The organism is Shewanella maritima (genome assembly GCF_043643735.1).
Taxonomy (GTDB): domain Bacteria; phylum Pseudomonadota; class Gammaproteobacteria; order Enterobacterales; family Shewanellaceae; genus Shewanella; species Shewanella maritima_A.
In genome coordinates, this window is sequence record NZ_JBHZSM010000005.1 from 167,839 (window position 1) to 191,155 (window position 23,317).

General features: G+C 42.1%; 25 protein-coding genes. 11 read left to right on the forward strand and 14 right to left on the reverse strand.

Annotation, left to right across the window (positions count from 1 at the left end; translation table 11 throughout):
* Positions 1-235: 235 nt before the first annotated feature.
* From mgtE to ACHUGF_RS08145, 12 genes are all read right to left on the reverse strand, one after another.
* On the reverse strand, positions 236-1,600 hold the full coding sequence (gene mgtE / locus ACHUGF_RS08090; RefSeq protein WP_394130287.1) for a magnesium transporter: 1,365 nt from the start codon (positions 1,598-1,600) through the stop codon (positions 236-238).
* A 153-nt stretch (positions 1,601-1,753) separates the two neighbouring features.
* Entirely contained in the window at positions 1,754-2,041 is a 288-nt protein-coding gene (locus ACHUGF_RS08095; protein ID WP_394130288.1) for an HPr family phosphocarrier protein, read from the reverse strand.
* Complete coding sequence (gene rapZ / locus ACHUGF_RS08100; protein WP_394130289.1) at positions 2,025-2,906, reverse strand: RNase adapter RapZ; 882 nt, start codon at positions 2,904-2,906, stop codon at positions 2,025-2,027. The genes ACHUGF_RS08095 and rapZ overlap by 17 nt, the downstream gene beginning before the upstream one ends.
* Positions 2,903-3,346 (reverse strand): PTS IIA-like nitrogen regulatory protein PtsN, encoded by a 444-nt coding sequence (gene ptsN, locus ACHUGF_RS08105; RefSeq protein WP_394130290.1) that lies wholly within the window; start codon positions 3,344-3,346, stop codon positions 2,903-2,905. Before ptsN ends, rapZ begins: the two co-directional genes overlap by 4 nt.
* 2 nt (positions 3,347-3,348) lie before the next feature.
* The gene (gene hpf, locus ACHUGF_RS08110) at positions 3,349-3,636 is read right to left on the reverse strand and encodes a ribosome hibernation promoting factor (RefSeq protein ID WP_394130291.1); all 288 of its coding nucleotides are present in this window, start codon (positions 3,634-3,636) and stop codon (positions 3,349-3,351) included.
* 26 nt (positions 3,637-3,662) lie between these two features.
* Complete coding sequence (locus tag ACHUGF_RS08115; protein ID WP_394130292.1) at positions 3,663-5,156, reverse strand: RNA polymerase factor sigma-54; 1,494 nt, start codon at positions 5,154-5,156, stop codon at positions 3,663-3,665.
* Positions 5,157-5,286: 130 nt separating this feature from the next.
* Positions 5,287-6,021, reverse strand: a complete 735-nt coding sequence (gene lptB / locus ACHUGF_RS08120) for an LPS export ABC transporter ATP-binding protein (RefSeq protein ID WP_394130293.1) — start codon at positions 6,019-6,021, stop codon at positions 5,287-5,289.
* A gap of 8 nt (positions 6,022-6,029) precedes the next feature.
* On the reverse strand, positions 6,030-6,674 hold the full coding sequence (gene lptA / locus ACHUGF_RS08125) for a lipopolysaccharide transport periplasmic protein LptA (protein WP_394130294.1): 645 nt from the start codon (positions 6,672-6,674) through the stop codon (positions 6,030-6,032).
* Positions 6,661-7,221, reverse strand: coding sequence for an LPS export ABC transporter periplasmic protein LptC (gene lptC, locus ACHUGF_RS08130; RefSeq protein WP_394130295.1), 561 nt, complete (start codon positions 7,219-7,221; stop codon positions 6,661-6,663). Before lptC ends, lptA begins: the two co-directional genes overlap by 14 nt.
* A complete protein-coding gene (gene kdsC, locus ACHUGF_RS08135) occupies positions 7,218-7,772 on the reverse strand; it encodes a 3-deoxy-manno-octulosonate-8-phosphatase KdsC (protein ID WP_394130296.1) in 555 nt (184 codons plus the stop codon). Before kdsC ends, lptC begins: the two co-directional genes overlap by 4 nt.
* Entirely contained in the window at positions 7,772-8,749 is a 978-nt protein-coding gene (locus ACHUGF_RS08140; RefSeq protein ID WP_394130297.1) for a KpsF/GutQ family sugar-phosphate isomerase, read from the reverse strand. The genes kdsC and ACHUGF_RS08140 overlap by 1 nt, the downstream gene beginning before the upstream one ends.
* Positions 8,750-8,787: 38 nt before the next feature.
* Positions 8,788-9,747, reverse strand: coding sequence for a calcium/sodium antiporter (locus ACHUGF_RS08145; RefSeq protein WP_394130298.1), 960 nt, complete (start codon positions 9,745-9,747; stop codon positions 8,788-8,790).
* Between the two features lie 186 nt (positions 9,748-9,933).
* On the opposite strand from ACHUGF_RS08145, the gene ACHUGF_RS08150 reads away from it, so the two are divergent.
* The 10 genes from ACHUGF_RS08150 (at position 9,934) to ACHUGF_RS08195 (ending at position 18,660) form a co-directional block, all read left to right on the forward strand.
* The gene (locus tag ACHUGF_RS08150; protein ID WP_394130299.1) at positions 9,934-10,758 is read left to right on the forward strand and encodes an ATP-binding cassette domain-containing protein; all 825 of its coding nucleotides are present in this window, start codon (positions 9,934-9,936) and stop codon (positions 10,756-10,758) included.
* Complete coding sequence (gene mlaE / locus ACHUGF_RS08155; RefSeq protein WP_394130300.1) at positions 10,745-11,530, forward strand: lipid asymmetry maintenance ABC transporter permease subunit MlaE; 786 nt, start codon at positions 10,745-10,747, stop codon at positions 11,528-11,530. The genes ACHUGF_RS08150 and mlaE overlap by 14 nt, the downstream gene beginning before the upstream one ends.
* A gap of 136 nt (positions 11,531-11,666) precedes the next feature.
* Positions 11,667-12,137: an outer membrane lipid asymmetry maintenance protein MlaD gene (gene mlaD, locus ACHUGF_RS08160; protein ID WP_394130301.1), complete on the forward strand. Its 471-nt coding sequence runs from the start codon at positions 11,667-11,669 to the stop codon at positions 12,135-12,137.
* A 12-nt stretch (positions 12,138-12,149) separates the two neighbouring features.
* Positions 12,150-12,812: an MlaC/ttg2D family ABC transporter substrate-binding protein gene (locus ACHUGF_RS08165; RefSeq protein ID WP_394130302.1), complete on the forward strand. Its 663-nt coding sequence runs from the start codon at positions 12,150-12,152 to the stop codon at positions 12,810-12,812.
* 1 nt (position 12,813) lies between these two features.
* Positions 12,814-13,113, forward strand: a complete 300-nt coding sequence (locus ACHUGF_RS08170) for an STAS domain-containing protein (protein WP_394130303.1) — start codon at positions 12,814-12,816, stop codon at positions 13,111-13,113.
* Between the two features lie 22 nt (positions 13,114-13,135).
* Positions 13,136-13,387, forward strand: coding sequence for a BolA family protein (locus ACHUGF_RS08175; protein ID WP_394130304.1), 252 nt, complete (start codon positions 13,136-13,138; stop codon positions 13,385-13,387).
* Between the two features lie 14 nt (positions 13,388-13,401).
* Positions 13,402-14,661: a UDP-N-acetylglucosamine 1-carboxyvinyltransferase gene (gene murA / locus ACHUGF_RS08180; protein WP_394130305.1), complete on the forward strand. Its 1,260-nt coding sequence runs from the start codon at positions 13,402-13,404 to the stop codon at positions 14,659-14,661.
* A gap of 132 nt (positions 14,662-14,793) precedes the next feature.
* Positions 14,794-16,197: a sensor histidine kinase gene (locus ACHUGF_RS08185; RefSeq protein ID WP_394130306.1), complete on the forward strand. Its 1,404-nt coding sequence runs from the start codon at positions 14,794-14,796 to the stop codon at positions 16,195-16,197.
* The gene (locus tag ACHUGF_RS08190) at positions 16,190-16,822 is read left to right on the forward strand and encodes a response regulator (protein ID WP_394130307.1); all 633 of its coding nucleotides are present in this window, start codon (positions 16,190-16,192) and stop codon (positions 16,820-16,822) included. Before ACHUGF_RS08185 ends, ACHUGF_RS08190 begins: the two co-directional genes overlap by 8 nt.
* Before the next feature lie 194 nt (positions 16,823-17,016).
* Positions 17,017-18,660, forward strand: a complete 1,644-nt coding sequence (locus ACHUGF_RS08195; protein ID WP_394130308.1) for an Ig-like domain-containing protein — start codon at positions 17,017-17,019, stop codon at positions 18,658-18,660.
* 419 nt (positions 18,661-19,079) lie between these two features.
* On the opposite strand, the gene degS is transcribed toward ACHUGF_RS08195, so the two are convergent.
* Positions 19,080-20,156 carry an outer membrane-stress sensor serine endopeptidase DegS gene (gene degS, locus ACHUGF_RS08200; RefSeq protein WP_394130357.1) on the reverse strand — a complete coding sequence of 359 codons (1,077 nt, stop codon included), beginning with the start codon at positions 20,154-20,156 and terminating at the stop codon, positions 19,080-19,082.
* A 163-nt stretch (positions 20,157-20,319) separates the two neighbouring features.
* The gene (locus ACHUGF_RS08205) at positions 20,320-21,669 is read right to left on the reverse strand and encodes a DegQ family serine endoprotease (RefSeq protein WP_394130309.1); all 1,350 of its coding nucleotides are present in this window, start codon (positions 21,667-21,669) and stop codon (positions 20,320-20,322) included.
* A gap of 289 nt (positions 21,670-21,958) precedes the next feature.
* Between ACHUGF_RS08205 and zapE the strand changes: the two genes are divergently transcribed.
* On the forward strand, positions 21,959-23,083 hold the full coding sequence (zapE, locus tag ACHUGF_RS08210) for a cell division protein ZapE (protein WP_394130310.1): 1,125 nt from the start codon (positions 21,959-21,961) through the stop codon (positions 23,081-23,083).
* Positions 23,084-23,317 lie beyond the last annotated feature (234 nt).

The window sequence follows — 23,317 nt, forward strand, 5'->3', positions numbered from 1 at the left end:
TTTAAAGAAATAGGGCGCCACTAAGCCTACAAAGCACAGCTCCGAGTAAGCACCTTTTGTCGTCTTATGAGGGGGTTAACTTGATAATTAGCAGCCAAGCTAGCCCATAAAAATCGAGTTAGTTCATTAACAACTAGTGAGACTATTAATAAACGGGTTAATCAATAAAACTAAGTCCATTATAAACTTACGCCATTAACCGCTTATGCGATTAAGAACTTAGGTCATTAAGAACTTAGGTCATTAAGAATAAAGTTGCTAGGCCAAGGAATGCAAATAAGCCTACAACATCAGTGATTGTGGTTAGCACCATGCCGCCAGCAAGCGCGGGGTCAATATTAAACTTTTTCAAAATAAGCGGAATACTGGCACCAGCTAATCCGGCAACTGTCATATTGATCATCATTGCGCCGCCAATCAATCCACCGAGCGCGATATCATCTTTCCAGAGCCATACTGCTAAAAATACCAATACAGACCACATCAAACCATTCAAAAAGCCAATGGCAAGCTCTTTGCCTATTAACCAGCGGGAGTTACTTTGGCCAATATGACCAAGGGCAATACCACGGATCACAAGTGCAAGAGTTTGATTACCCGCTACTCCTCCCATACTTGGGACAATAGTCATTAAAATGGCAATGGTTGCAAATTGCTCCAAGGTTCCTTCAAACATGTTACTCACAGAGGCTGCGAGCAAGGCTGCAAATAAATTGATGGTTAGCCATAATGAGCGGCGCAAAGTACTTTTAAAGACTGGGCCGAAGGTATCTTCATCATCATCCATACCTGCCATTCCCATCATAGAATGTTCAGCATTTTCACGGATAATATCAACAACATCATCAATGGTGATACGGCCGAGTAACTTAGCATCAGTATCAACCACGGGGGCAGACATCCAGTCATGGCGCTCAAAGAGCTGAGCAACTTCCGATTCAGGCATATCTGCAGGTATGGATTCAAGTTCCGGGTCCATTACACTGCGAACAGTATCACTTGGGTTACAAGTTAATAAGTCGGCTAAGCGCACACCACCTAAAACATGATCATTACGGTCAACAACATAAAGCATATCAGTGGCTTCTGGAAGGTGGCCGCGTTGGCGTAAATAGCGTAATACGACATCGATGCTCACGTCAGGACGTAAGGTTACTGTGTCTGTATTCATGATACTGCCAGCAGTATCATCAGGATAGCTCAAAGCTTGTTCTACCCTATGTCTGTCTTGTGAGCTCATCGATTGCAGTACTTGCTGGTAAACCGTGTCAGGCAGACTACGTAAGATGTAGGCTAAATCGTCGGTATCCATGCCGGCTGTCGCTTGAGCCAGTTTTTCAGGAGACATGGAACTGATCAATGTATCTTTTAGCTCTTCGCCCAGTTCTTCCAGAATTTCACCGGTATGCTCTTGATCAATCAGTTGCCATAATACTTGGCGGCTTTTAGGTGGAGAGGATTCTAGGATGAGGGCAACATCTGATGGTGCCATGTCATGCAGCATGTTTCTTACATGGACAAACATACCGCTACCAAGGGCTTGAGTAAGTCGGTTTAGTCTTTGCTCTGTTAATTCAGCATCCAGTACTTCGACACCCATTGATAGACTCCTCAAATGAAACTGTGCTAATGGTAGCTTAACAATGTAAAGGCTACTAAGTGTTTTTAAGATAACTGATAAAAAAGAAGTGTTTAATCATTTATTGCGTTTTACGGGAATAAGCTTTAATGATTAAGAAGTACAAGTAATAGGTTAGCTGTTTTCGTCAAACTTAGCTTCAATAAGGCCGCTAATAGCATTAATTGCTGCTAAGGCATCCGGCCCAGATGCCGTTAGCGTGATGGTTTTTCCAATACCACTTTCTAACATCAGCAATCCTAGTACGCTGGCTGCACTGGCGGTTTTCTCACCATTAGACAAGGTGACATCAGCATCAAATGTAGTGGCTAACGTCGCCAGTTTAGTCGCTGCTCTAGCATGCAAACCGAGTTTGTTAGCAATGTTGACCTGGCGTTGATAGGTATTAGTTTGTTGGTTCATCAGCGTAATTCACTTTGAGCTTATCCAGCTCTCTATGGCTAACATTTACTTTATGTTTAACATTCGCAGTGAGCTGCTTAGCAAGTTGTTCAGCAATATATACTGACCGATGTTGGCCTCCGGTACAGCCAATAGAAATTGTCACATAACTGCGATTGTTTCGTTCAAGGTGCGGCATCCAAGTTTCAAACAAATTATCAATTTGAATAATGAGTTTATTGACGAGGTTACTGCTGGCTAAAAAAGTCTGTACCGGTTTATCTAAGCCTGTAAGAGGTCTTAATTCAGGTTCCCAGTGAGGGTTGGGTAAAAAGCGTACATCAAACATGAAGTCAGCAGCGCTTGGCATGCCATGCTTAAAACCAAATGATTGAATATTGATGACAAGCTCTTTAGCAACACTGCCTAATAATATTTCTCGGACCGTATCACTGAGGTCGTATATTGTCAGTGCCGAAGTATCGATGTAATGGTCAACAATTTGAGCAATAGGCTCAAGCAGCTTACCTTCTTGTACAATGGCGTCTTTTAGTGACAAGGCGGCTTTTGAAAGAGGGTGTAATCGGCGGGTTTCACTGTAGCGCTTTAAGAGTACTTGATCACTTGAGTTTAAAAATAGGCTAGTTAATTCGATACTATCTGAAAGTAATTCAAGCTGGGCTTTGAGTACAGTGCCTTGTTCTTCAATATTTCTTACATCAACACTGATGGCGACAAGTTCATTACTGTCTTTTAGCTGTTCTAATAAAGTATTAATTAACGGGACGGGTAAGTTATCAACACAATAGTAGCCAAGATCTTCTAGGACCCTTAGCGCCACTGACTTACCTGAACCTGAACGGCCAGAGACAATAACAAGTTTCATTGAGTGATTACCTGATACAGTTGTTGATCATCGTCTATCTTGCGTAATTGTTTTAGCATCTGTTTATCACTGAGTTTTTCGGCCATGGCAGCTAAAGTACTCAAGTGCTGTTCACATTGATCCGCAGGTACAATTAACGCAAATAATAAATCGACAGGCTTTTTGTCTAGCGCATCAAACTCAATTGATTGGTCACATTTTATGAATGCTGCAATCGGCCGTGTGATGCATTCAAGCCGTCCATGTGGAATAGCAATGCCATTACCGATACCTGTGCTGCCCATTTTCTCCCTCGCAATGAGGCTTTCAAATATTTGCTGAGAAGAAAGAGGTGGGTACTGGGAAGCAGCCAACTCGCTGATTAGCTCCAGCACCTTTTTCTTACTGCCTGGAGTAGCACAGGTGGTGCATTCCGGCAGCAGTAGTGTACTTATTTCCATTGTTAGTGCTTAGTCAACTTCTCTTTATGTTTGATAACCTGACGGTCTAATTTGTCGATTAAGGTATCAATCGCGGCGTACATATCAGCATGTTCTGAGGCTGCAAACACCTCTGTACCTCTTAAACTCACTTTTGCTTCGGCTTTTTGTTGTAATTTCTCAACATTTAATACTACGCGTACATTGTTGATTTGATCAAAATGACGTTCCAATTTTAAGAATTTGCTACTGACATATTCGCGCAAGGAATCGGTGATCTCGACATGGTGCCCAGTTAGGTTAATGTGCATATATCTTCCTCCAATTTAGTGATGAGCTATAAGCTCTTACGTTGGTTTGAGGGTGGGATAAGCATTGCTTCTCGATATTTTGCGATCGTACGGCGGGCAACATTAATCCCTTGTTCAGCTAAAAGCTGCGCCATTTTACTATCACTTAATGGCTTCTTTTGGTTTTCGGCTGCAACGAGCTTTTTAATAAATGCGCGTATTGCAGTAGAAGAGCATTCACCACCGTCATCAGTACTGACGTGGCTTGAAAAGAAGTATTTTAGTTCGAATAAGCCGCGAGGGGTATGCATATATTTTTGCGTGGTCACTCTTGAAATTGTTGACTCATGCATGTCTACAGCCTCGGCAATATCGTTAAGTACCATAGGTTTCATCGCTTCTTCACCATACTCGAAAAAGCCTTGTTGGAATTGCACGATACAATTTGCCACTTTTAGTAGTGTGTCGTTGCGGCTTTCTAAGCTTTTGATGAACCATTTGGCTTCTTGTAAATGACCACGAATAAATTGACCATCAGCCTGGCTTTTAGTGCTTCTGGCCATCGCAGCATATTGCTGATTGACGCCAATTTTAGGCATGTTATCAGGATTCAGCTCAACCACCCATCGACCATTCTTTTTAAGTACCGAAACATCGGGTATGACATACTCATCTTCAGCGGGCGCGATAGCTTCACCTGGGCGAGGGTTAAGAGACTGAATAAGGTGAATAGCCTCTCTTAAATCATCCTCTTTTAATTTGGTTTTACGCATTAGCAGTCGGAAGTCTCGCCCTGCAATCATGTCGAGGTAATCTTTAATGAGGAGTCGTGCATTTTCAAGGTGAGGTGTATCTGAGGAGAACTGGGCAAGTTGAATGAGTAAGCAATCTCGTAAATCTCTAGCCGCTACACCAATGGGGTCAAAATGTTGAATACGTTTTAATACCGCTTCAACTTCTTCTAGTTCAACCTCTTCATCGCCCATTGCTGTTAAAATATCTTCAGTTGTTTGGGTAAGGTAACCTGTGTCATCAATGGCATCAATAATAGCGGTTGCAATCGCCAAGTCAGTATCAGAAAACGGTGTCAGATTCATTTGCCACTCAAGGTGCTCATGCAAGCCGACAGTCGTTTCGCCTTGAAAAGGCATATCATCATCACTTCTTATTGCTGAGCTTGAGCCTGTACTCGCGGCTGGTGAAGCTGAATAGACTTCATCCCAAGTGGTATCGACAGGTAAATCATCAGGCATAGATTCTTTAGTGAGCGAGTCGCCAATATCTACGTTCGAAGTGTCTTGTTCTTTGTTCTTTTGATTGGTTTCGCTAAAGTCAGTGTCGGCGATATTTTGATTATCTTTCGGTGTGTCTTTAGCATCAAAATACTCATCCTCGACTTCTAATAAGGGGTTCGAGTCTAGGGCTTGCTGGATTTCTTGTTGAAGCTCCAAAGATGATAATTGCAATAGACGGATGGCCTGTTGCAATTGAGGGGTCATTGTCAGGTGTTGACCCATTTTTAGTTGGAGAGACGCTTTCATTTACCACTATTCCCTAGGTATTGTTTGAGAGAGAAGGCCGTGGAGGGAAGATTTTTTATATAATAAATTTAATGATTTACTAAAATAAAAAATAATTCAGCCTATCTCTTACTGACTCGTATACTCTTAACTATAGCTTGAATTGTTCACCTAAGTATACAGCTCTAACTTGCTGATCGCTTAAGATCTCATCAGGTGTACCTTCGGCAATTAAATTACCTTGGCTAACAATATAAGCGTGCTCACACACATCGAGCGTTTCACGGACGTTATGATCTGTAATTAATACCCCTAAGCCGCGACTTTTCAGTTGTTGAATAATTTTTTTAATATCAATAACTGAAATTGGGTCAACCCCGGCAAAAGGTTCATCGAGTAGGATGAATTTGGGGTTCGCAGCCAGTGCTCGCGCTATTTCAACCCGGCGACGTTCACCGCCAGACAAGGCCATGCCTTGGCTATCACGAATGTGGGTAATATGAAATTCTTCAAGTAGATGTTCAAGTTGTTCAAGGCGCTGCTCTTTGGTGAGTTCGTCTCGGGTTTGCAATACGGCCATGATATTGTCGTGCACAGTGAGCTTTCTGAAGATGCTTGCTTCCTGTGGGAGATAGCCGATACCTTTACGTGCTCTAAGGTGCATTGGGTCCGAAGTTAAATCATCACTATCGATAAAAATGGCACCATTATCACTTTTAACTAAACCTACAACCATGTAGAAAGTCGTGGTTTTACCTGCACCGTTCGGGCCTAACAGACCCACAATTTGTCCAGTTTTTACTTTGAGGCTAACATCTTTGACGACTTGGCGGTTTTTATAGCTTTTTGCTAAATTCTTTGCCGTTAAAGTGATTTGTTCAGTCATTCAAATTCCTACTGATTATTGTCAGTGGTTGTCGATTCAGCATGTTGATTTTCGAGCTCATTTGCAGGCTGTTCTTCTTGCTGCTCTGGCAAATCATCTTCTTCTGGTTGCTGTTCTTCACTTGGATCTTGGAAGTTTTGCGGTTGAATGATAGTAATCACGCGATCTTCACCAGTACCTGAGCTTTCTGCAATAAGCTCCTGTTTGCTGATGTTATAGCGGATCATTTTACCTGTAACCTGACTACCCGCTTGGTCCAGTTTAGCATCACCCGTTAATGTTAACGTTGTTGTTGCCAGCTCATAACGCACTTCTTTAGCACTTGCTGTGCCCTTTTTGCCATCGTCTAATGTTTGTGAAAATGTGGCAGGATTACCTGTAGCAACTAATGTTTTAGTGACGGAGTTTTCATTGGTATAAGCGCGTAATTCGTCAGCTTGAATATTGATACTGCCTTGGGTGACTTTAACTGGGCCAAAAAAGATAATTTGGTTGTTTTTAATATCAGCTTTCTGACTCACGGCACTGATTTTCACTTCCTGCTGCAGATCGCCCTCTATAGCATGACTGATACTCATGCTAAAAAATGCAATTATGGCAATCGGTATAAGGTTGATTCGCTTGCGTTGCACGCGAGTATTAATGTGGTTCATAAATTCCTTCTACCTGACTAAGTAGTGTTAATTCCTGAGTATTCAGATCGGCATGCAAGCCTAAACCGTCAATGATAAACCCTTTACCTTTAATATTCACTCTCTCTTGAGAAGTTCCTATCATGGTGGTCAGGTTGAGTGTCATATCTTTAGTACGAAGAGATTGCAGCGGTTCGTCTATATCAATGGCATCAATCAGCACATCGTCAAATAAGGTTACTTCACTGTTTTCTTTGTCTAACTGGCCTTTCGTGGCGCTGAGTCGCCACTGCGCCTCACCATTTTCAGGGAAAATCAAGTAGACAGGATCGGTAAAGTGAGTGAGATTTGTTGATTCAAAATGCTCCATATGGGTCGCAGTGACTTTACTTTCGATATATCCCTGCTCATTAAACATGGTTGTTTTCAAATCATTGGCGATAAAGTCTGGGCGCTCCACCGTTTTGACTTTACTATCTTGCATGGCATTACGTTTGACTTGTACTTGCCAGTACAAGGCAATTGCCGTAGAAAAAAAGATAATAATGGCCAGTGTGACGCGGTTCATATACTCATTCCGTGGGCAGACTCAAGCTTTCCTTGACTGAGTAATATTAAATCAGTTAACTCACGTAGGGCACCATGACCGCCGTTAATGCTGGTTGTCATATCACAATGTTTCATCACATATGGGTGACCGTCGGCAACACATACGGATAACCCAACCGCCTTCATAACCGGTAAATCAACCATATCATCACCAATATAAGCTACTTCGTCAGGGGTGACTTGATAGCTCTCTAATAAGGCCTTAAAAGGTACGAATTTATCATCAATACCTTGATAAATATGCGTGACTCCTAGCGCTGTCATGCGGTTTTCTACAATTTGAGACTTTCGGCCGGTAATTACGGCAACTGCAATATCACTAGATAACAGTGAGCGCACGCCATAGCCATCACGGGTATGGAAAGCTTTGGTTTCTTCGCCTGCGTTGCTTAAGTAGATACGGCCGTCAGAAAATACCCCGTCAACATCACAAATGAGCAATTTAATCTTTTTTGCCTTTTGCCAAATGTTGTCGCTGACTGGCCCATATAGCCCTTGATGTACATTCATTAAATGACTCCTGCTTTGACCATATCCAGCATGTTCAGTGCGCCAATTGGTTGATTTTGGGCGTTCACAACAATTAAACCATTAATGTTTTTATCATCCATCACTTGCAGTGCTTGTGCTGCAAGAATGCCTGCTTGGATAGTGACGCAGTTTGGTGTCATCACTTCGCTGATATTTGTACTACGTAAATTGACTTCAGCATCAATGACTCTGCGTAAATCACCGTCGGTAAAAATACCGACTAAGGTATTATTGTTGTCAATGACGCCAGCCATACCGAGGCCTTTCTTGGTGATTTCATACAGAGCGTCGGTTACGCTAATATCTTGCTGCACAAGCGGTAAGCTATCACCTTGATGCATCACATCATCCACTTTAAGCAGTAGCTTTCTACCTAGAGAGCCTCCCGGATGAGAGAGTGCAAAATCATCACGGGTAAATCCGCGAGCTTGTAATAAGGCAACAGCGAGTGCATCGCCCATGACTAAGGTTGCTGTTGTGCTTGATGTTGGTGCGAGACCAAGTGGGCAGGCTTCTTCAGGCACCTCAATGCATAAATGTAATTTCGCAAGTTTTGCCATGTTTGATCGTGGTTTGCCCGTTACAGCTATAACAGGTACGCCCATGCGTTGAATTACAGGCATTAGCGTGAGGATTTCACTTGATTCACCAGAGTTAGAGATGGCTAACACAATGTCATTTTTGGCTAATGCGCCTAAATCACCGTGGCTTGCTTCTCCGGGGTGAACAAAAAATGCAGGCGTGCCGGTGCTAGCAAAAGTGGCTGAAATCTTATTACCAATATGGCCTGACTTACCCATTCCCATGACAATGACTTTGCCTTTACACTGCAAAATCAATTCACAGGCTTGGCCGAAAGCATCAGAGTCTACATATTGGTATAGGTTTTCCAGAGCTTTTTTTTCAATATCAATTACATTGCGGCCCCATTGGCGCAACTGTGTTTGGCTGGTCATTCGCTATCTCTTTTGAAATTAGTTCAACTCAGTCATCGTTATGATTGAAAAACGACAACTTGATAAGCAATAAAGGTGGCTAGTAAAAGCAGGCCGTGGAAACGAGTGAGCTGTTTCTTCGCCCCTGTAGATAACACCAAAACTGCCAAAGCGGCACTGGTTCCCAGTACCATATAAAAGTCACGTCCACTTGCCGATGCATCAATTTCACCTGGGGCAATTAAGCCTGGTAGCGCTAATACAGCAAGAATATTAAATAAATTTGAGCCGACAATATTACCGATGGCTAAGTCATCTTCGCCTTTTAATACACCAGCTATGCACGCTGCTAATTCAGGTAGGCTAGTACCAACAGCTATAATGGTTAGACCAATGACTAAGTCAGATAAACCGAAGAACTTCGCAATACCTACAGCGCCATCAACCATCCAACCAGCTGAAAGCGGTAATAAAATCATGCCGACAATAATCCATATAATAGCATGAAGTGTTGAGACATTTTTTGGGATTTCGGCTTCAAGGTCTTCATCTAAAGTATCTGGCGAATCTTTAGACATACCTTGCCAAACAAAATATGCCATTAGCGCGATAAACGCGCTCATCAGTATTACCCCGTCAACAAAGGTCAATAGCCCATCATGGATCAGGTAGCCTGCCAGAGCTGTGGCAGCCAACATCAATGGGATTTCACGTTTTAGGGTTTTTGAGTTAACACTAATAGCACCGAATAAGGCTGTAATACCTAAAATTAAGGTGATATTGGCGACATTTGACCCTAATACATTTCCGATTGCGGTATCTAGCATGCCTTCTTTTGCTGCCGTCGCTGCCACGAACATCTCAGGTGCCGAACTACCCATTGCTACAATGGTTAGGCCAATCAACATTGGTGGTAACCCCAAATTACGAGCAAAGGCGGCTGCGCCATACACAAACCGATCAGCACTCCATACAAGCACTAATAAACCGACAATGAGTAAACCAATATTTAGTAACATGATATTTCAGATAATATAAGTAATAAGCGGGCATTTTCGCTGGAATTTAACAAAAATGAAAGCTCTGAAATGCAAATGTTCATCTTTGGCATGTCTTATGTGCAGATAATGTTGTTTGTATTAACTAAATTGCGTACAATTTTATTTTGAATTTATTGCCAGGAAGGCAGTGGTCTCATACTAATCATGTCAGATCTAAATGCATTGCACTCACCCCCTTTAGTTGAAGTCAAACAAATGGGCTTCAGTCGTGGATCTCATGTCATCTTCGATGAAATATCGTTAACTATTCCCAAGGGCAAAGTTACTGCCATTATGGGCCCCAGTGGTATTGGTAAAACAACCTTGCTCAAACTCATCGCGGGGCAATTAGTGCCAGATCAAGGCCAAGTCCTTTTTGATGGGCATGACATTCATAAACTGAATCGTAAATCTTTGTTTGAAATTAGAAAACGGATGAGCATGTTGTTTCAAAGTGGCGCTTTGTTCACCGACATAAATGTGTTTGACAATGTTGCCTTCGCCTTGAGAGAGCACAGTGGTTTGCCCGAGGCGATTATTCGTAAAATTGTGTTGATGAAGCTGCAAGCTGTTGGTTTAAGAGGTGCAGCCAAACTGATGCCAAACGAATTGTCTGGTGGTATGCAGCGTCGCGCTGCACTGGCTAGAGCAATCGCATTAGAGCCAGAGATGGTGCTCTATGATGAACCGTTTGCAGGCCAAGACCCAATTTCAATGGGTATGTTAGTCAAATTAATTCGCGAGCTGTCCGACTCGCTTAATTTAACTTCAGTCGTGGTCTCCCATGATGTCAGAGAAGTGTTGGATATTGCTGATTATGTTTATGTCATTGCAGATAAAAAGATTATTGCTCATGGAAGCCCACAAGCGCTGCAGCAAGCTGACAATCCGCAATTGCAGCAATTTGTTAATGGTAGGCCAGATGGCCCAGTACCATTTCATTATCCTGCCAGTGATTATGACGAGGAGCTGTTAAGTGAGCGTGATTGATCGTATTGCCTTTATTGGTGAAGCAGCAATGAAGTATATCGCTGGTCTAGGCCGCGCAACCCTTATGTTATGGGGCGCGATTGCACACCTTCCCAACTTTCGAAAAGGCTTTCCTTTACTCGTTAAGCAACTGTATGTGTTAGGTGTGCGATCAATGGTGATTGTCATTGTATCTGGGCTGTTTATCGGCATGGTATTGGCATTACAGGGTTATACGATTTTAGTGGACTTTGGAACTGAGGAAAGCCTTGGTCCTATGGTAGCGCTAAGCTTGTTGCGTGAACTTGGCCCAGTAGTGACTGCGTTGCTCTTTGCCGGTCGAGCGGGCTCTGCGTTGACGGCAGAAATTGGTTTGATGAAATCAACAGAGCAACTATCCAGTTTAGAAATGATGGCCGTGGATCCATTAAGACAAGTGATTGCCCCACGTTTCTGGGCTGGTGTCATCAGTCTGCCACTATTAGCAATGATGTTTACCTTAGTGGGGATATGGGGTGGTCATTTAGTTGGCGTAGAGTGGAAAGGCATTGATAACGGTGCTTTTTGGTCAATTTTGCAAGCTTCGATAGAGTGGCGACAGGATATTGTTAATTGCCTAATTAAGAGCGCCATATTTGGTGTCGTGGTGACTTGGATTGCACTGTATCGAGGCTATGAGGTGATGCCAAATCCAGAAGGAATAAGCAAAGCAACGACATCGACTGTCGTGCAAGCCAGTTTAGCGGTTTTGGCATTAGATTTTTTACTGACAGCTTTAATGTTCGGCAGTTAGTCTGCAGCAATCATTGTGTAATTACGCTGATGGTTAATACTGAATAATAAAGTTGGCTGAAATAAGTCAGGGTTGTATGAGTTAGCTCTGATTAAGTTTGTTTCATTTTATAGATAAATTTGAGTGGTTCTATCGTATGTTGTCAAGGAAGCTAGAAGTACTGGTGGGTGTGTTTGTATTAGCAGGAATATTGGCTTTTTGTACATTGGTGTTCAATGTAGCCAATGTCAAAGTTCAAGCTAATAGCAGTACCTACGAGCTAAGAGCAGAGTTTAATAATATTGGTGGCTTGAAAGTGAGGTCACCAGTCAAAGTGGGAGGTGTTGTTGTTGGCCGAGTAAGTGATATTACTCTTGATGATCGAAAGTTAGTGCCAATCGTGACCTTAACTATGGATAAACGCTTTGACCAGTTTCCTGAAACCAGCAGCTTATCTATTTTGACTTCTGGGTTGCTGGGCGAACAGTTCATTGGTTTGACACCTGGTTTTTTGGATGACGATATTGAAATGCTAGCAGATGGTGACAAGGTTTATGACACACGTGGTGCCCTTATTTTAGAAGATTTGATCGGACAATTGTTATATAGCATGTCATCAAAGGATTAGCAGGAGGCTGAGATGAAGCGATTTAGCGTAAAGCTTATTTCATTAATAGCAGGGGTGTTGGCTTGTATCTGGTTACCTGTTCAGGCGGTTGAGCAAACTCAGTTAAATCAAACAAATCCTTATGCGTTAGTACAACAGGTCGCAGACAAAACCTTTGCTCGATTTGCTCAGGACAAAAGTCTCATAGAGGCTGATTTAGGTCACTTAAAAGTCATTGTTGCTGAAGAGCTTATTCCGCATGTAGATTACAAATATGCTGCTTACAAAGTGATGGGGCAATATTTAAGGGAAACCTCACCTCAGCAACGAGCAGATTTTGTTGAAGCTTTCAAAGGCTATATGATTGCTACTTACGCTCAAGCGTTAACTGAGTATACAGATCAAACCGTTGAGTATGCGCCAGCAATGGATTTTACTGGTGAGAAAATAGTTGATGTGAATGTCCAAATTGTTGAGCAAGGTCGTCCTCCGATTAAAATACAATTTAAGGCCAGACGCTTGAAAGATAATACTTGGAAAGCCTTCGACATGGTGGCAGAAGGCGTGAGCTTGTTGGCGTCTAAACAGGCTGAGATTTCGAATTTAATTCGCAAGCAAGGTATTGATGAAGTGATAGTTTTATTGCGAAGTAAAACGGATCAAACCATTGATCCTGAGCCCCAAAAGGATAGCTAGCTTGGTCAATTTTCAACAACAGGATTACACAGTCTTCGTCGATGGACGTCTGACTCAGTCTCAGGTCGCACAATTGTGGACAAATCGACATCAGCTATTTACTGAAAAAACTCAAGTGGTAGACTTGTCGGCTTTGGAATATGCAGACAGCGCGGGAATTGCGTTATTAATCTCGTTGATCAGAGCAGACGACCGTTCGCCGGCAAGTGATACAGACACTAGAAAATTGGTGAACCCAAGTCCACAGCTTCAAAAAATGATAGCGCTTTATGACTTAGATGCGTTTTTCACCATTCAATAGAATTCATACAAGGTATATTTTCATGGATTGCAAAGAAATCGAGCAATTATTACAAGCTGCCATTGAGGTTGATGAAGTACACGTAACTCAAGATGGTAGCCATTATAAAATTATCGCAGTCGGTGAGATGTTTGATGGCATGAGCCGAGTGAAGCAGCAGCAAACTATTTATGCACCATTATCTGAGCAAATAGCAAGTGGTGCCTTACATGCGCTGACTATCAAGACATTTACGCCGACACAGTGGAAGCGTGAAAAAATGTTCAATATGTAAGTTGAGATATTCCATTGGATAAATTAACCATTAAAGCCAGCCAACCATTGGCGGGTAATGTTGTTATTTCAGGCGCAAAAAATGCTGCGCTGCCAATATTAATGGCAGGGGTATTAGCCGAAACAGATTTTGTTATTTCGAATGTGCCTAACTTGCGCGACGTAAACACCAGTTGTAGTTTGCTGCGTTGTTTAGGTGCAGATGTAGAGCAGCGAGACGATGCAACTATTCGTATTTCTACGCAAAACTTAAACGAGTTTTGCGCGCCCTATGATCTTGTTAAAACCATGCGTGCCTCTATTTTGATTTTAGGGCCGTTACTCGCTCGTTTTGGTACTGCAGATGTTTCTTTACCTGGCGGTTGTGCCATTGGTGCTCGTCCTGTGAATCTTCACCTCAATGGCCTTGAGCAAATGGGTGCCAAGATTGAAGTTGAAGAGGGTTACATTAAGGCGCGAGTGGATGGTCGATTACAAGGTGCGCACATCATCATGGATATGGTGAGTGTCGGTGCCACTGAAAACTTGTTAATGGCTGCAGCCTTAGCTGAAGGCACAACAGTGATTGAAAATGCCGCCCGAGAACCTGAAGTGTCAGATTTAGCACATTGCTTAGTTGCAATGGGGGCTAAAATTTCTGGCATTGGTTCAGCTACGCTGACAATTGAAGGTGTTGAACGACTCATGGGCTGCGAGTACCGTGTGATGCCTGACCGCATTGAAACCGGTTCATTTCTAATCGCAGCAGCTGTTACGCGAGGCAAAATTCGTTGTAATCGTGCGGACCCTAAAGCCTTAGAGGCTGTGTTAGTAAAACTGGAAGATGCAGGTGCTGTTATTCAAACAGGCGAGGACTGGATTGAACTTGATATGCAAGGCCAGCGTCCTAAAGCAGTTAATATTAAAACGGCACCATACCCTGCTTTCCCAACTGATATGCAAGCCCAATTTTGCGTGCTGAATGCATTAGCAGAAGGAACGGGGCGTGTTACTGAAACCATTTTTGAAAACCGCTTTATGCATGTGCCTGAGCTCAGCCGTATGGGCGCAAAAATGGAGTTAGAAGGCAATACTTGCATCATCGAAGGCATTGAAAAGCTAAATGGTGCACAGGTAATGGCCACGGATTTACGTGCGTCGGCAAGTTTAGTTATTGCTGGGTTGATGGCTGAAGGCACAACAACAGTTGATAGAATTTATCATCTTGATCGTGGTTATGAGCATATTGAAGAAAAATTCAAAGGTTTAGGCGGAGAAGTCATCCGTGTGAAATAATGGTATTTTTCCAACGGTGTCTTGAGACTTGACTCTCAATTTGAAAAACCATCAGCTAATGCTGGTGGTTTTTTATTTTCGTTTGCAAACGGGATCACTCTCAATTGTCTTTGTAAGTGTTAGTTTGTTTAAATGTCGACTTTTCTGATCTTTAATATCTACCTTTTCTATGGCCTCGTATTCTTTGCGATTGGTTGTGTAGTCGTATTTCGAAATTTTAAATACAGTCAATTAGCAATATCTCCAACACTTTGGGCTTTGGCTTTATTTGGTTTTTCTCATGCGTTCCATGAATGGTCAGAATTGTATGTTATTTTATTCAACCATGAATTGAACCGCTTGTCTCAACAGGTGGTTCAATGGCTTATTTTACTGAAGCTTTCACTGTCTTTTGCTGGCTTGATGATATTCGCTTGGCTACTATTTCATATTGATCACTCTCGTTTTTCGAAGCTTGGTAGAGTACTGGCAATAATTGTGATTGTGGTTTATTCCTTGTTAATGCTGAATTACTACTTTGATGGGTATTGGTTTGCAGAAACATATTCTGATGCGACCACTTATACTCGATTCTTGATGGGCTTTGGTAGTGCAACATTAGCTGGTGTTGGATTAATAAAGTACGGATATGATTTGGGTCAAGATGATCACCAGTACGGCGGCTACTTTATGGCTACAGGTGCGAGTCTATGTTTATACGGAGTATTGGCTGGGCTAGTGCCAACTGATGCGCATTTTTCCGTACCGGTATATAGAACAATAGCTGCTGCATGTGTACTAGTGTCACTTTACAAAGCATTAAAAATTTTCGATATTGAGAAAGAAAATGCCACAGAAGCAAAGCTGACTAGAGCAATAGAAGCTGATAAATATAAAGCGATTGGCCACTTAGCCATGGGGGTGGCTCATGAAATAAATAACCCGTTAGCCTCCTCAAACCTTGCACTGGATCTCATCGAGCGTAAATTACCGGATAATAGCCAAGCAATAACACCTTATATCGAAAGGGCACGTTTAGGCATTTCGCGCGCATCATCAATCAGTAAAGAGCTTTTGACTTATGCGCGACCGGATAGTGCGCCTGAAAGTAATGTGCAGTTATTAGAGGTGATTGAAGGTGTGACGCATTTATTAAGTCATAAATTCAATGATTATGATATTGAATTTCATTGCCCTGTATCAGCCCGTATCTGCGGTCGTAAAGTAAAACTTGAAGAGCTGCTCATCAATCTCATCAACAATGCTATGGATGCTAGTCAACGAGGACAACGCATTCGCGTCAATGTTACTGACACTGATAATGCGATTACTGTCACTGTGAAAGATGAGGGAGAAGGCATGGCATTATCGGAGCTAAAGCGTGCGACAGAATTGTTTTATACGACTAAACCTATTGGTGAGGGTACAGGGTTAGGTTTGGCCATTTGTGAACAAATAGTCAGTGCTCATGGCGGTACTATGGAATTACACAGTGAAGTAAAAAGTGGGACTGAAGTGTTACTTACATTCCCTAAGCAAGGATTTATTAATGATTAATGTTCTTATTGCTGAAGATGACTGTGACTTGCGTGACAACATGACAGAGTTACTTATCTTAGAAGGCTACAATGTCACTGATGTTGGTTCAGCCGAAGAAGCCATTGCTGAGTGTGAAAAAAATACGTTTGATATTGCTCTCCTAGATTTGGTGATGCCTGGTATGACTGGTGTAGAAGCTATTTCAAATATCAGGCAACACAACCCATTTATGGCTGTGGTAATTGTCACTGCTTATGCCACAGTAGATACCGCGGTTGATGCTATGAAGAAAGGAGCAGACAGCGTATTAACTAAACCGTTTCAAAGTAATGAACTGATTATTACTTTGAAACGCAGTATTCAAGAAAAGCAGTTATTAAAATGTAGCCATGATATTGACCCTGATACCGTTTATGCAGCGTTAGCCAACAGTATTCGTCGAGAAGCCTTAAAGCATCTAGCCGTCAATAAACAGCTTAAATTTATGGACTTATGTCGGTTGCTTGAAATTGAAGACCACACCAAATTTAATTTTCATTTACGTCAGCTTAAGAAGGCGGGTCTAGTTATGCAGAATGAGAGCAAGGTCTATATTTTGACAAATACCGGTCAATTTGTACTGCAAAATCACAATCTAATTTAGTTATTAAAACTGTTTTATATCAATAGATTACCTTTTCTTTGTGAAGTTTGGTTCACAGTGAACAAATGAGTTGTGAAATTCGTTTATCTATTTCTTTTTATGTAATCCACAAATACTAATTGCATGTCCAAAGAGACATGGCAGTTGCTAAACAAAGTGATTTGGCAATTGGATATTACATTTGAGGATGACTTATGATGAACGACATTCCGTATAAAAAGCTCGTACTTGCAAGTACGATTACCATGCTTGTTGCTTGTAGTAGCGACAACGACAATGATGTAACTCCTCCTCCCGGAGATAATACGCCACCTGTTGCTGACAATAGCACTAGAGTTACTGATGCAAATCAATCAATGATTATTAACCCCATGTTGCATGTCTCTGACGCTGATGAGTCAGATGTGTTAACACTAGTCAGTGCCACGAGTGATAAAGGTAATGTAACACTACTGGATGACAATAAAATATTACTCGATCCAGAGCATCAGCAAGGTGATATCGTGATTAGCTACACGGTAACCGATGGCACTGATGAAGCGAGTGCTGAGATAGTTGTTACGGCTAATAAAGCCATTTTTGCTGGCACACAAAGATGTTTAGATTGCCATGGTGCAGGCAGCCCTATCAGTGATATTTCAAGTCATCAGTTACATGGTCACAATTTTAAAATCAGTAAAATTGATAATGATGAAACGCCGTCATTTCCATATTCAAGTGTTGAAGGGGCAATCGATAAACTATTGGCATCAAGCGAAGGCGTCGACAATAGTTTAGGTAAGCCAAACAGTTATGCCGACGTTAGTTACACCTCTGGTGGCTACGGCTGGAAATATCGCTGGATGGATAAAGATGGTTACTTGGTTACTGGTAGCGAAGCTCAATTCAACATACATGCAGAAAATTTAGGTTTAGATGACCAAATCATGGTGAACTACAACGGAGGCTCAGTAGACAAACCTTATAATTGTGGCCACTGTCATACTACAGGTTGGAAGCCTTACTCTGCGGAACTTCATGATCAAAAACAAGATGATCTTCCTGGCATTCATGGTAGCTTTTTTGAAGCTGGCGTTCAGTGTGAGGCATGTCATGGTGCAGGTTTAGCGCACTCAAATTCTGGTAATCCTGATGATATTGTTAGAAAAGCGACGCCAAGAGCAACAGCATCACTGCAGTCAGAAAGCATGGGGTATGGTGAGCCGATCCACTGTGCAGAATGTCATACTCGGGATGGCGATCGTAATGTCAATAATGGCTATATCAGTAGTTTTAACAAAGCTTTTCCAGAGGGGCCTGAGTACGGAGCGCGTGTTGCAGTCCGCAGCGGCTTACCTCGCCATCATCAAGGACATGATGAATTCATGCGAATCGACCCTGATACTGGCGAAATCATGAGTAAGAAATTGCAAGCTGGAATGACTTGTAGCTCGTGTCATGACACACATAAGTCAGTGTTAAATCAAGATCAAGCAGAGCATATTGGCGCCATAAGCACAGATTGTACTACCTGCCACTCTGATAAAGTTGATTTGAATGCAGGGCATGGTCCTAATGGTTACTTTGCAAAAGCCTGTATAGATTGTCATATGCCAGATGTAGTGAAAAATGCAGTGGCATATGAAAATGAGCATGGCAATAAAGTAGCAGATATCCGAATTCATACATTTGCCATTGATTTATACAATGAAAAAGGCCAACTGCAGGATAGCGAAGCTAAGGACACCTACATGTATCCATACTTGCAAGATGGCTTTGCTTGTGGAGAGTGTCACGAGAAAGGTTCGAAATTAGACAGCCTTCAGAACAACTATGGTGGAAAAATGCACCAAAATTAAATGTAACTCCTCAACTTAAATCTTACTCATCACTTTCAAGCCCAACATTCGTTGGGCTTTTTTTATACTGGCTACGTAACACTCTCAGTTTCTGTAGAAGGTCGTTTGAGGATATACAGGGAGGTATTCAATATAAAGGTAGCTACTGTGGGTGTCTTATATTGAAAGTGAGTTTGAGTCTGCTGTATTCAACATTAAGATACTAATCGGGATTTAATCAATGATAAGAAATGAAGCCTCTTGGAATTGACTTTATATATTTAGAATTGATTTATCAAAAGGAAAAGCTGAACCTGATAAGTCGTATGAGATGCGACACTGACTGAGCAAGAGTTATCAACCATAAAACTCGCTCGGGTTGGTATTATAGTGTATCGGATGAATGCAGCTTTATATTTAACGGCACGACTACTGCGTATCTACAACGGCGAGTATTTTTCGCCAACAATCACTTCAATGGCTTGCTCTTTACCGCCGCGAATAACGGTTAATATTGCCTTATCTCCCGGTAAGGTTTCTGCAATTCTGTCCATGAGGATTTCAGTGCCAGGTATATCTTCACCATTATATCTGATGATGACATCTCTAGGCATGAGATCTGAGCGGGCAGCAGGGCCATCTGGATCTATATCTGTTACCAAGACACCATTCAAATCGGGTAAATTCAAAATTTGAGCTACGACAGGGTTTAAGGCTTCACCAGAAAAACCTAACGCCCCACGTATTACACGGCCGTGTTCAATGAGTTTACCCATAATGCTGTGAGCAAGTTTAATGGGGATTGCAAAGCTAATACCGTTACCACTACTTTCGCCACCAACTTGGAACGCTGCTGTGTTGATACCGATTAACTCGCCTGTGGAATCAATTAACGCACCACCGGAGTTACCTGCATTAATTGCAGCATCAGTTTGTAAGAAATCAAGAAACCCAGAGCTTAAACCGTTACGACCCGTTGCACTAATAATACCTTGGGTGATGGTTTGACCTAGGTTATATGGGTTACCAATAGCCAGTACAAGATCCCCCACTTTCGGCGTTTTGTTAAGATTGATTGGTACTAGGGGTAAATTGTCGCCTTCAATTTTAATGACAGACAGATCTGTTTCAGGATCGGAGCCCACCACTTCAGAAGTGAACTTGCGACCATCTTGCAGTGCAACCACAATTTCATCAGCTTTTTTGATCACATGGTAATTGGTCAGAATGTAACCTTCATGACTCATAATGACGCCGGAACCTAATCCTTGGAGTGAACTTGAAGTGAGCGGTCGCTGCTGATCAATGCTTAAACTGTAAATGTTCACTACAGCAGGGGCTGCATTTCGTACTGCTTTAGAAAAAGAAATAACCTTGGTTGATTGTTGAGTTTGAATCGACAAGTTAGGGAATGAATCATGCTGCCATAATTTATTGAACAGTAAAAATACTCCAGCGATCACTAGACCGAAAAGCACAGCTTTTGCTAAATACAAAAATATATTTTTAATGTTCATGGTAAACAGTAACTGGTTAATTGGCATGGGGATCTTATCATTAAACCAAAAAATAAGCACTGCATGAGACCATTGCAGTGCTTAGTTGATAAGCTGTTGTACTTTTATTCACATGGTCTCGTGATCAAAGATTCACTTTTACCACTATATATCTAATAAGCACTTAACGTAATACAAGATACATTTGATTATTATCCCGCAGAATCTTCAGTGCAACAGTACCTTGCTCTTGCTCAAGCGTTGATTTAAGCGACTTAATACTGTTGATCTTGGTGCGGTTAAGACCCGTTATCATGTCACCTTTGCGTAATCCACTTCTCGCAGCTGGAGAGCCATTAGCTACTTCAGTAATCTCAATGCCGTCATCAGCGTTTTTCAATGTCGCTCCCTCGAGCATAGGGTGCACACCACCGTTAGCATTTTCTACTTCATCAGCCGCCCCAAGTGTGGCACGCACGGTTTTTTCATCGCCATCTCGGATCAAATCAAACTTAACTTTTGCACCCGCTCCCATGGTTGCGACACGTGCACGTAACTCTTGGAAGGACTTAATTTTCTTACCATTGACAGCAATGATGACATCACCGGCTTTAATACCTGCATCATCAGCAGCACTGTCTGGCATGACTTCGTTTACAAAGGCACCGTGTTGAGACTCAAGTCCAAAGGCTTTAGCGAGTTGGTTGTCTAAGTCGCGGCCAGCGACGCCTAATACACCGCGACGCACTTCACCATGCTCGATAATCTGTTCAACTAGGCTATTGACCATATTGGCAGGAATCGCGAAACCAATACCCACATTGCCACCGGTTGGTGCGACAATTGCTGTGTTAATACCGATCAACTCACCATTAAGGTTGACTAAAGCCCCGCCAGAATTACCACTGTTGATAGCGGCATCAGTTTGAATGAAGTTTTCAAGCATCTCTATGCCTAAGCCACTTCGTCCAAGCGCACTCACAATGCCAGAGGTAACGGTTTGTCCCAAGCCAAAAGGGTTACCAATAGCAACGGCAAAGTCACCGACACGAATGGCATCAGTATTGGTTTGTTTAATTTCAGTGAGGTTATCAGCTTCAATTTGTAGAAGAGCAATATCCGACTCAGCGTCAGCACCAATCAATTTAGCTTCAATCTCACGGCCATCTGATAGACCAATTTGAATATTGTCGGCACCATTGATTACGTGATTATTGGTGACAATATATCCTTCTTTAGCATCAATAATGACCCCTGATCCTAAGCCTCTAAACGGGCGCTCTTGCACTTGCTCTTGTGGTGCATTTGGGCCAAAGAAATAGCGAAACATATCTGGAATTTGTTGCTTAGAGACTTGAGTACCAGAAACCGCAACGGACACAACTGCCGGTGTTGTTTCTTGTAACATAGGAGCAAGACTAGGTAATGCCTGACCATCAACTGAGTGTGGCAGGGCGGCATGCGATGCAATTGGCGTTAATGCGAGTGAAGCAGTTAGTACAGCTGCAGAAAGTAAACTGAGTTTAGTTTTCATTGAATAGGTTACTCCTTAAAACAATTCAAGCTTATCCATTGATATAGTGGTGAATGGCCAAAAGTCAAAATTAAACTTCTTTCATCGAATAATACGTTGAATGTAATCCCAATAGATTAATTGTTGAATGACAATATATTTAAATGCTCGGTTACCTCATCAGAGTAGACTCAACTTGGATAGTTCCAGTGGGATTAACAAAGGTTAATTTTATTTTTCAAGGCAGTTATTCAATCAGTGCAATAGTGTTATTATCTTGAACATAATCAGCGTTTAAAGAGATGTGGCAGTGACACAAAGTAGTACTCAGCAGTTAAGCCCTTGGCAGCACTATCAACAAGACCTTACCCGTGAAGATTTCTCTCATGACAGCGCACAAGAGCGAGCTGTGCAGTCTTTACAACGAGTTTATGATGAATTGCTCGAAGCAAATATGCCGCAAAAAGGCCTGAGTCGCTTGGCTAGAGTATTTAAACGCCAGTCATCGGCACAGGTCAAAGGGCTTTACTTGTGGGGGGGGGTAGGTCGCGGTAAAACCTATTTAATGGATACCTTTTTCGACGCGATCCCAGGTGATAAAAAACTTAGGGCGCACTTTCATCGCTTCATGCATCAATTACATCAAGAATTAGACAAGCTAAAAGGTGTCCAAGATCCACTGGTAACCATAGCTAAAAAGATGGCAGAGCAATATCAAATTATCTGCTTTGATGAGTTTTTCGTATCGGATATTACCGATGCAATGTTGCTAGGCACTTTATTTGAACAGTTATTTGCCAACGGTGTTGTGTTGGTTGCTACATCCAACATTATCCCAGATGACTTATATAAGAATGGTCTGCAACGTGCGCGCTTCTTACCTGCCATCGCACTGATAAACCAACATTGTGAAGTGTTAAATGTCGATTCTGGTATTGACTATCGATTGCGTACGCTGGAGCAAGCTGAAATTTATCATTACCCATTAGATGAGCAAGCTGACTTAAATTTAGTCAAATATTTCGGCCAGCTGGCGCCTGAATCTGAAGTGTTCACCGACGACATTGAAATTGATGGCAGACATATTGCGATTAGGCAACAGTCGCAAGGCGTATTGTTAACCAACTTCAGAGATCTATGTGATGGGCCGCGATCGCAACGTGATTATATGGAGATCGCAAGAATTTATCATACGGTTCTACTCAGTGGTCTTGAGCAAATGGGCGCGCAACAAACAGGTGATGATATCGCTAGACGTTTCCTTGCCATGGTCGATGAATTTTATGAACGTAACGTCAAATTAATCATATCGGCTGAAGTGGATTTAGATGGCATTTATACAGATGGGCAGTTGTCTTTTGAATTTCGCCGTTGTCGCTCAAGGTTAATTGAAATGCAGTCTCATGATTATCTGATGTTGGAGCATCTACCTTAAAAGGTAGCGTAACCGGACAGCACTTCTTTACTTCATTTTGTGCCGCAGTAACCCAATATTGAAGGATGCTAAACATCAGCATCGAGCAATTCTAATTTTTCTGTAAAAAGCAGGTGATTTTTAATGCGATATTACGTATAATCCGCGACCTGCCCACGTTAATCCGCCGAGTGAGGCGGAAGTTGTAAGCCAATATTCTTGCTCGAAGGGGCACAGAATCGGCATCTTTGTGTT

Bases quoted from the DNA above. Each gene is read 5' to 3' on its own strand.
- mgtE (WP_394130287.1), bottom strand. From the start codon at position 1,600: ATGGGTGTCGAAGTACTGGATGCTGAATTAACAGAGCAAAGACTAAAC.
- ACHUGF_RS08165 (WP_394130302.1), top strand. From the start codon at position 12,150: ATGAAGCGATTTAGCGTAAAGCTTATTTCATTAATAGCAGGGGTGTTG.
- ACHUGF_RS08185 (WP_394130306.1), top strand. From the start codon at position 14,794: ATGTCGACTTTTCTGATCTTTAATATCTACCTTTTCTATGGCCTCGTA.
- kdsC (WP_394130296.1), bottom strand. From the start codon at position 7,772: ATGAATGTACATCAAGGGCTATATGGGCCAGTCAGCGACAACATTTGG.
- lptB (WP_394130293.1), bottom strand. From the start codon at position 6,021: ATGACTGAACAAATCACTTTAACGGCAAAGAATTTAGCAAAAAGCTAT.
- hpf (WP_394130291.1), bottom strand. From the start codon at position 3,636: ATGCACATTAACCTAACTGGGCACCATGTCGAGATCACCGATTCCTTG.
- rapZ (WP_394130289.1), bottom strand. From the start codon at position 2,906: ATGAAACTTGTTATTGTCTCTGGCCGTTCAGGTTCAGGTAAGTCAGTG.
- ptsN (WP_394130290.1), bottom strand. From the start codon at position 3,346: ATGGAAATAAGTACACTACTGCTGCCGGAATGCACCACCTGTGCTACT.
- ACHUGF_RS08145 (WP_394130298.1), bottom strand. From the start codon at position 9,747: ATGTTACTAAATATTGGTTTACTCATTGTCGGTTTATTAGTGCTTGTA.
- ACHUGF_RS08095 (WP_394130288.1), bottom strand. From the start codon at position 2,041: ATGAACCAACAAACTAATACCTATCAACGCCAGGTCAACATTGCTAAC.
- ACHUGF_RS08175 (WP_394130304.1), top strand. From the start codon at position 13,136: ATGGATTGCAAAGAAATCGAGCAATTATTACAAGCTGCCATTGAGGTT.
- lptA (WP_394130294.1), bottom strand. From the start codon at position 6,674: ATGAACCACATTAATACTCGCGTGCAACGCAAGCGAATCAACCTTATA.
- ACHUGF_RS08190 (WP_394130307.1), top strand. From the start codon at position 16,190: ATGATTAATGTTCTTATTGCTGAAGATGACTGTGACTTGCGTGACAAC.
- mlaD (WP_394130301.1), top strand. From the start codon at position 11,667: ATGTTGTCAAGGAAGCTAGAAGTACTGGTGGGTGTGTTTGTATTAGCA.
- ACHUGF_RS08150 (WP_394130299.1), top strand. From the start codon at position 9,934: ATGTCAGATCTAAATGCATTGCACTCACCCCCTTTAGTTGAAGTCAAA.
- degS (WP_394130357.1), bottom strand. From the start codon at position 20,156: ATGAACATTAAAAATATATTTTTGTATTTAGCAAAAGCTGTGCTTTTC.
- ACHUGF_RS08115 (WP_394130292.1), bottom strand. From the start codon at position 5,156: ATGAAAGCGTCTCTCCAACTAAAAATGGGTCAACACCTGACAATGACC.
- lptC (WP_394130295.1), bottom strand. From the start codon at position 7,221: ATGAACCGCGTCACACTGGCCATTATTATCTTTTTTTCTACGGCAATT.
- ACHUGF_RS08140 (WP_394130297.1), bottom strand. From the start codon at position 8,749: ATGACCAGCCAAACACAGTTGCGCCAATGGGGCCGCAATGTAATTGAT.
- ACHUGF_RS08195 (WP_394130308.1), top strand. From the start codon at position 17,017: ATGATGAACGACATTCCGTATAAAAAGCTCGTACTTGCAAGTACGATT.
- ACHUGF_RS08205 (WP_394130309.1), bottom strand. From the start codon at position 21,669: ATGAAAACTAAACTCAGTTTACTTTCTGCAGCTGTACTAACTGCTTCA.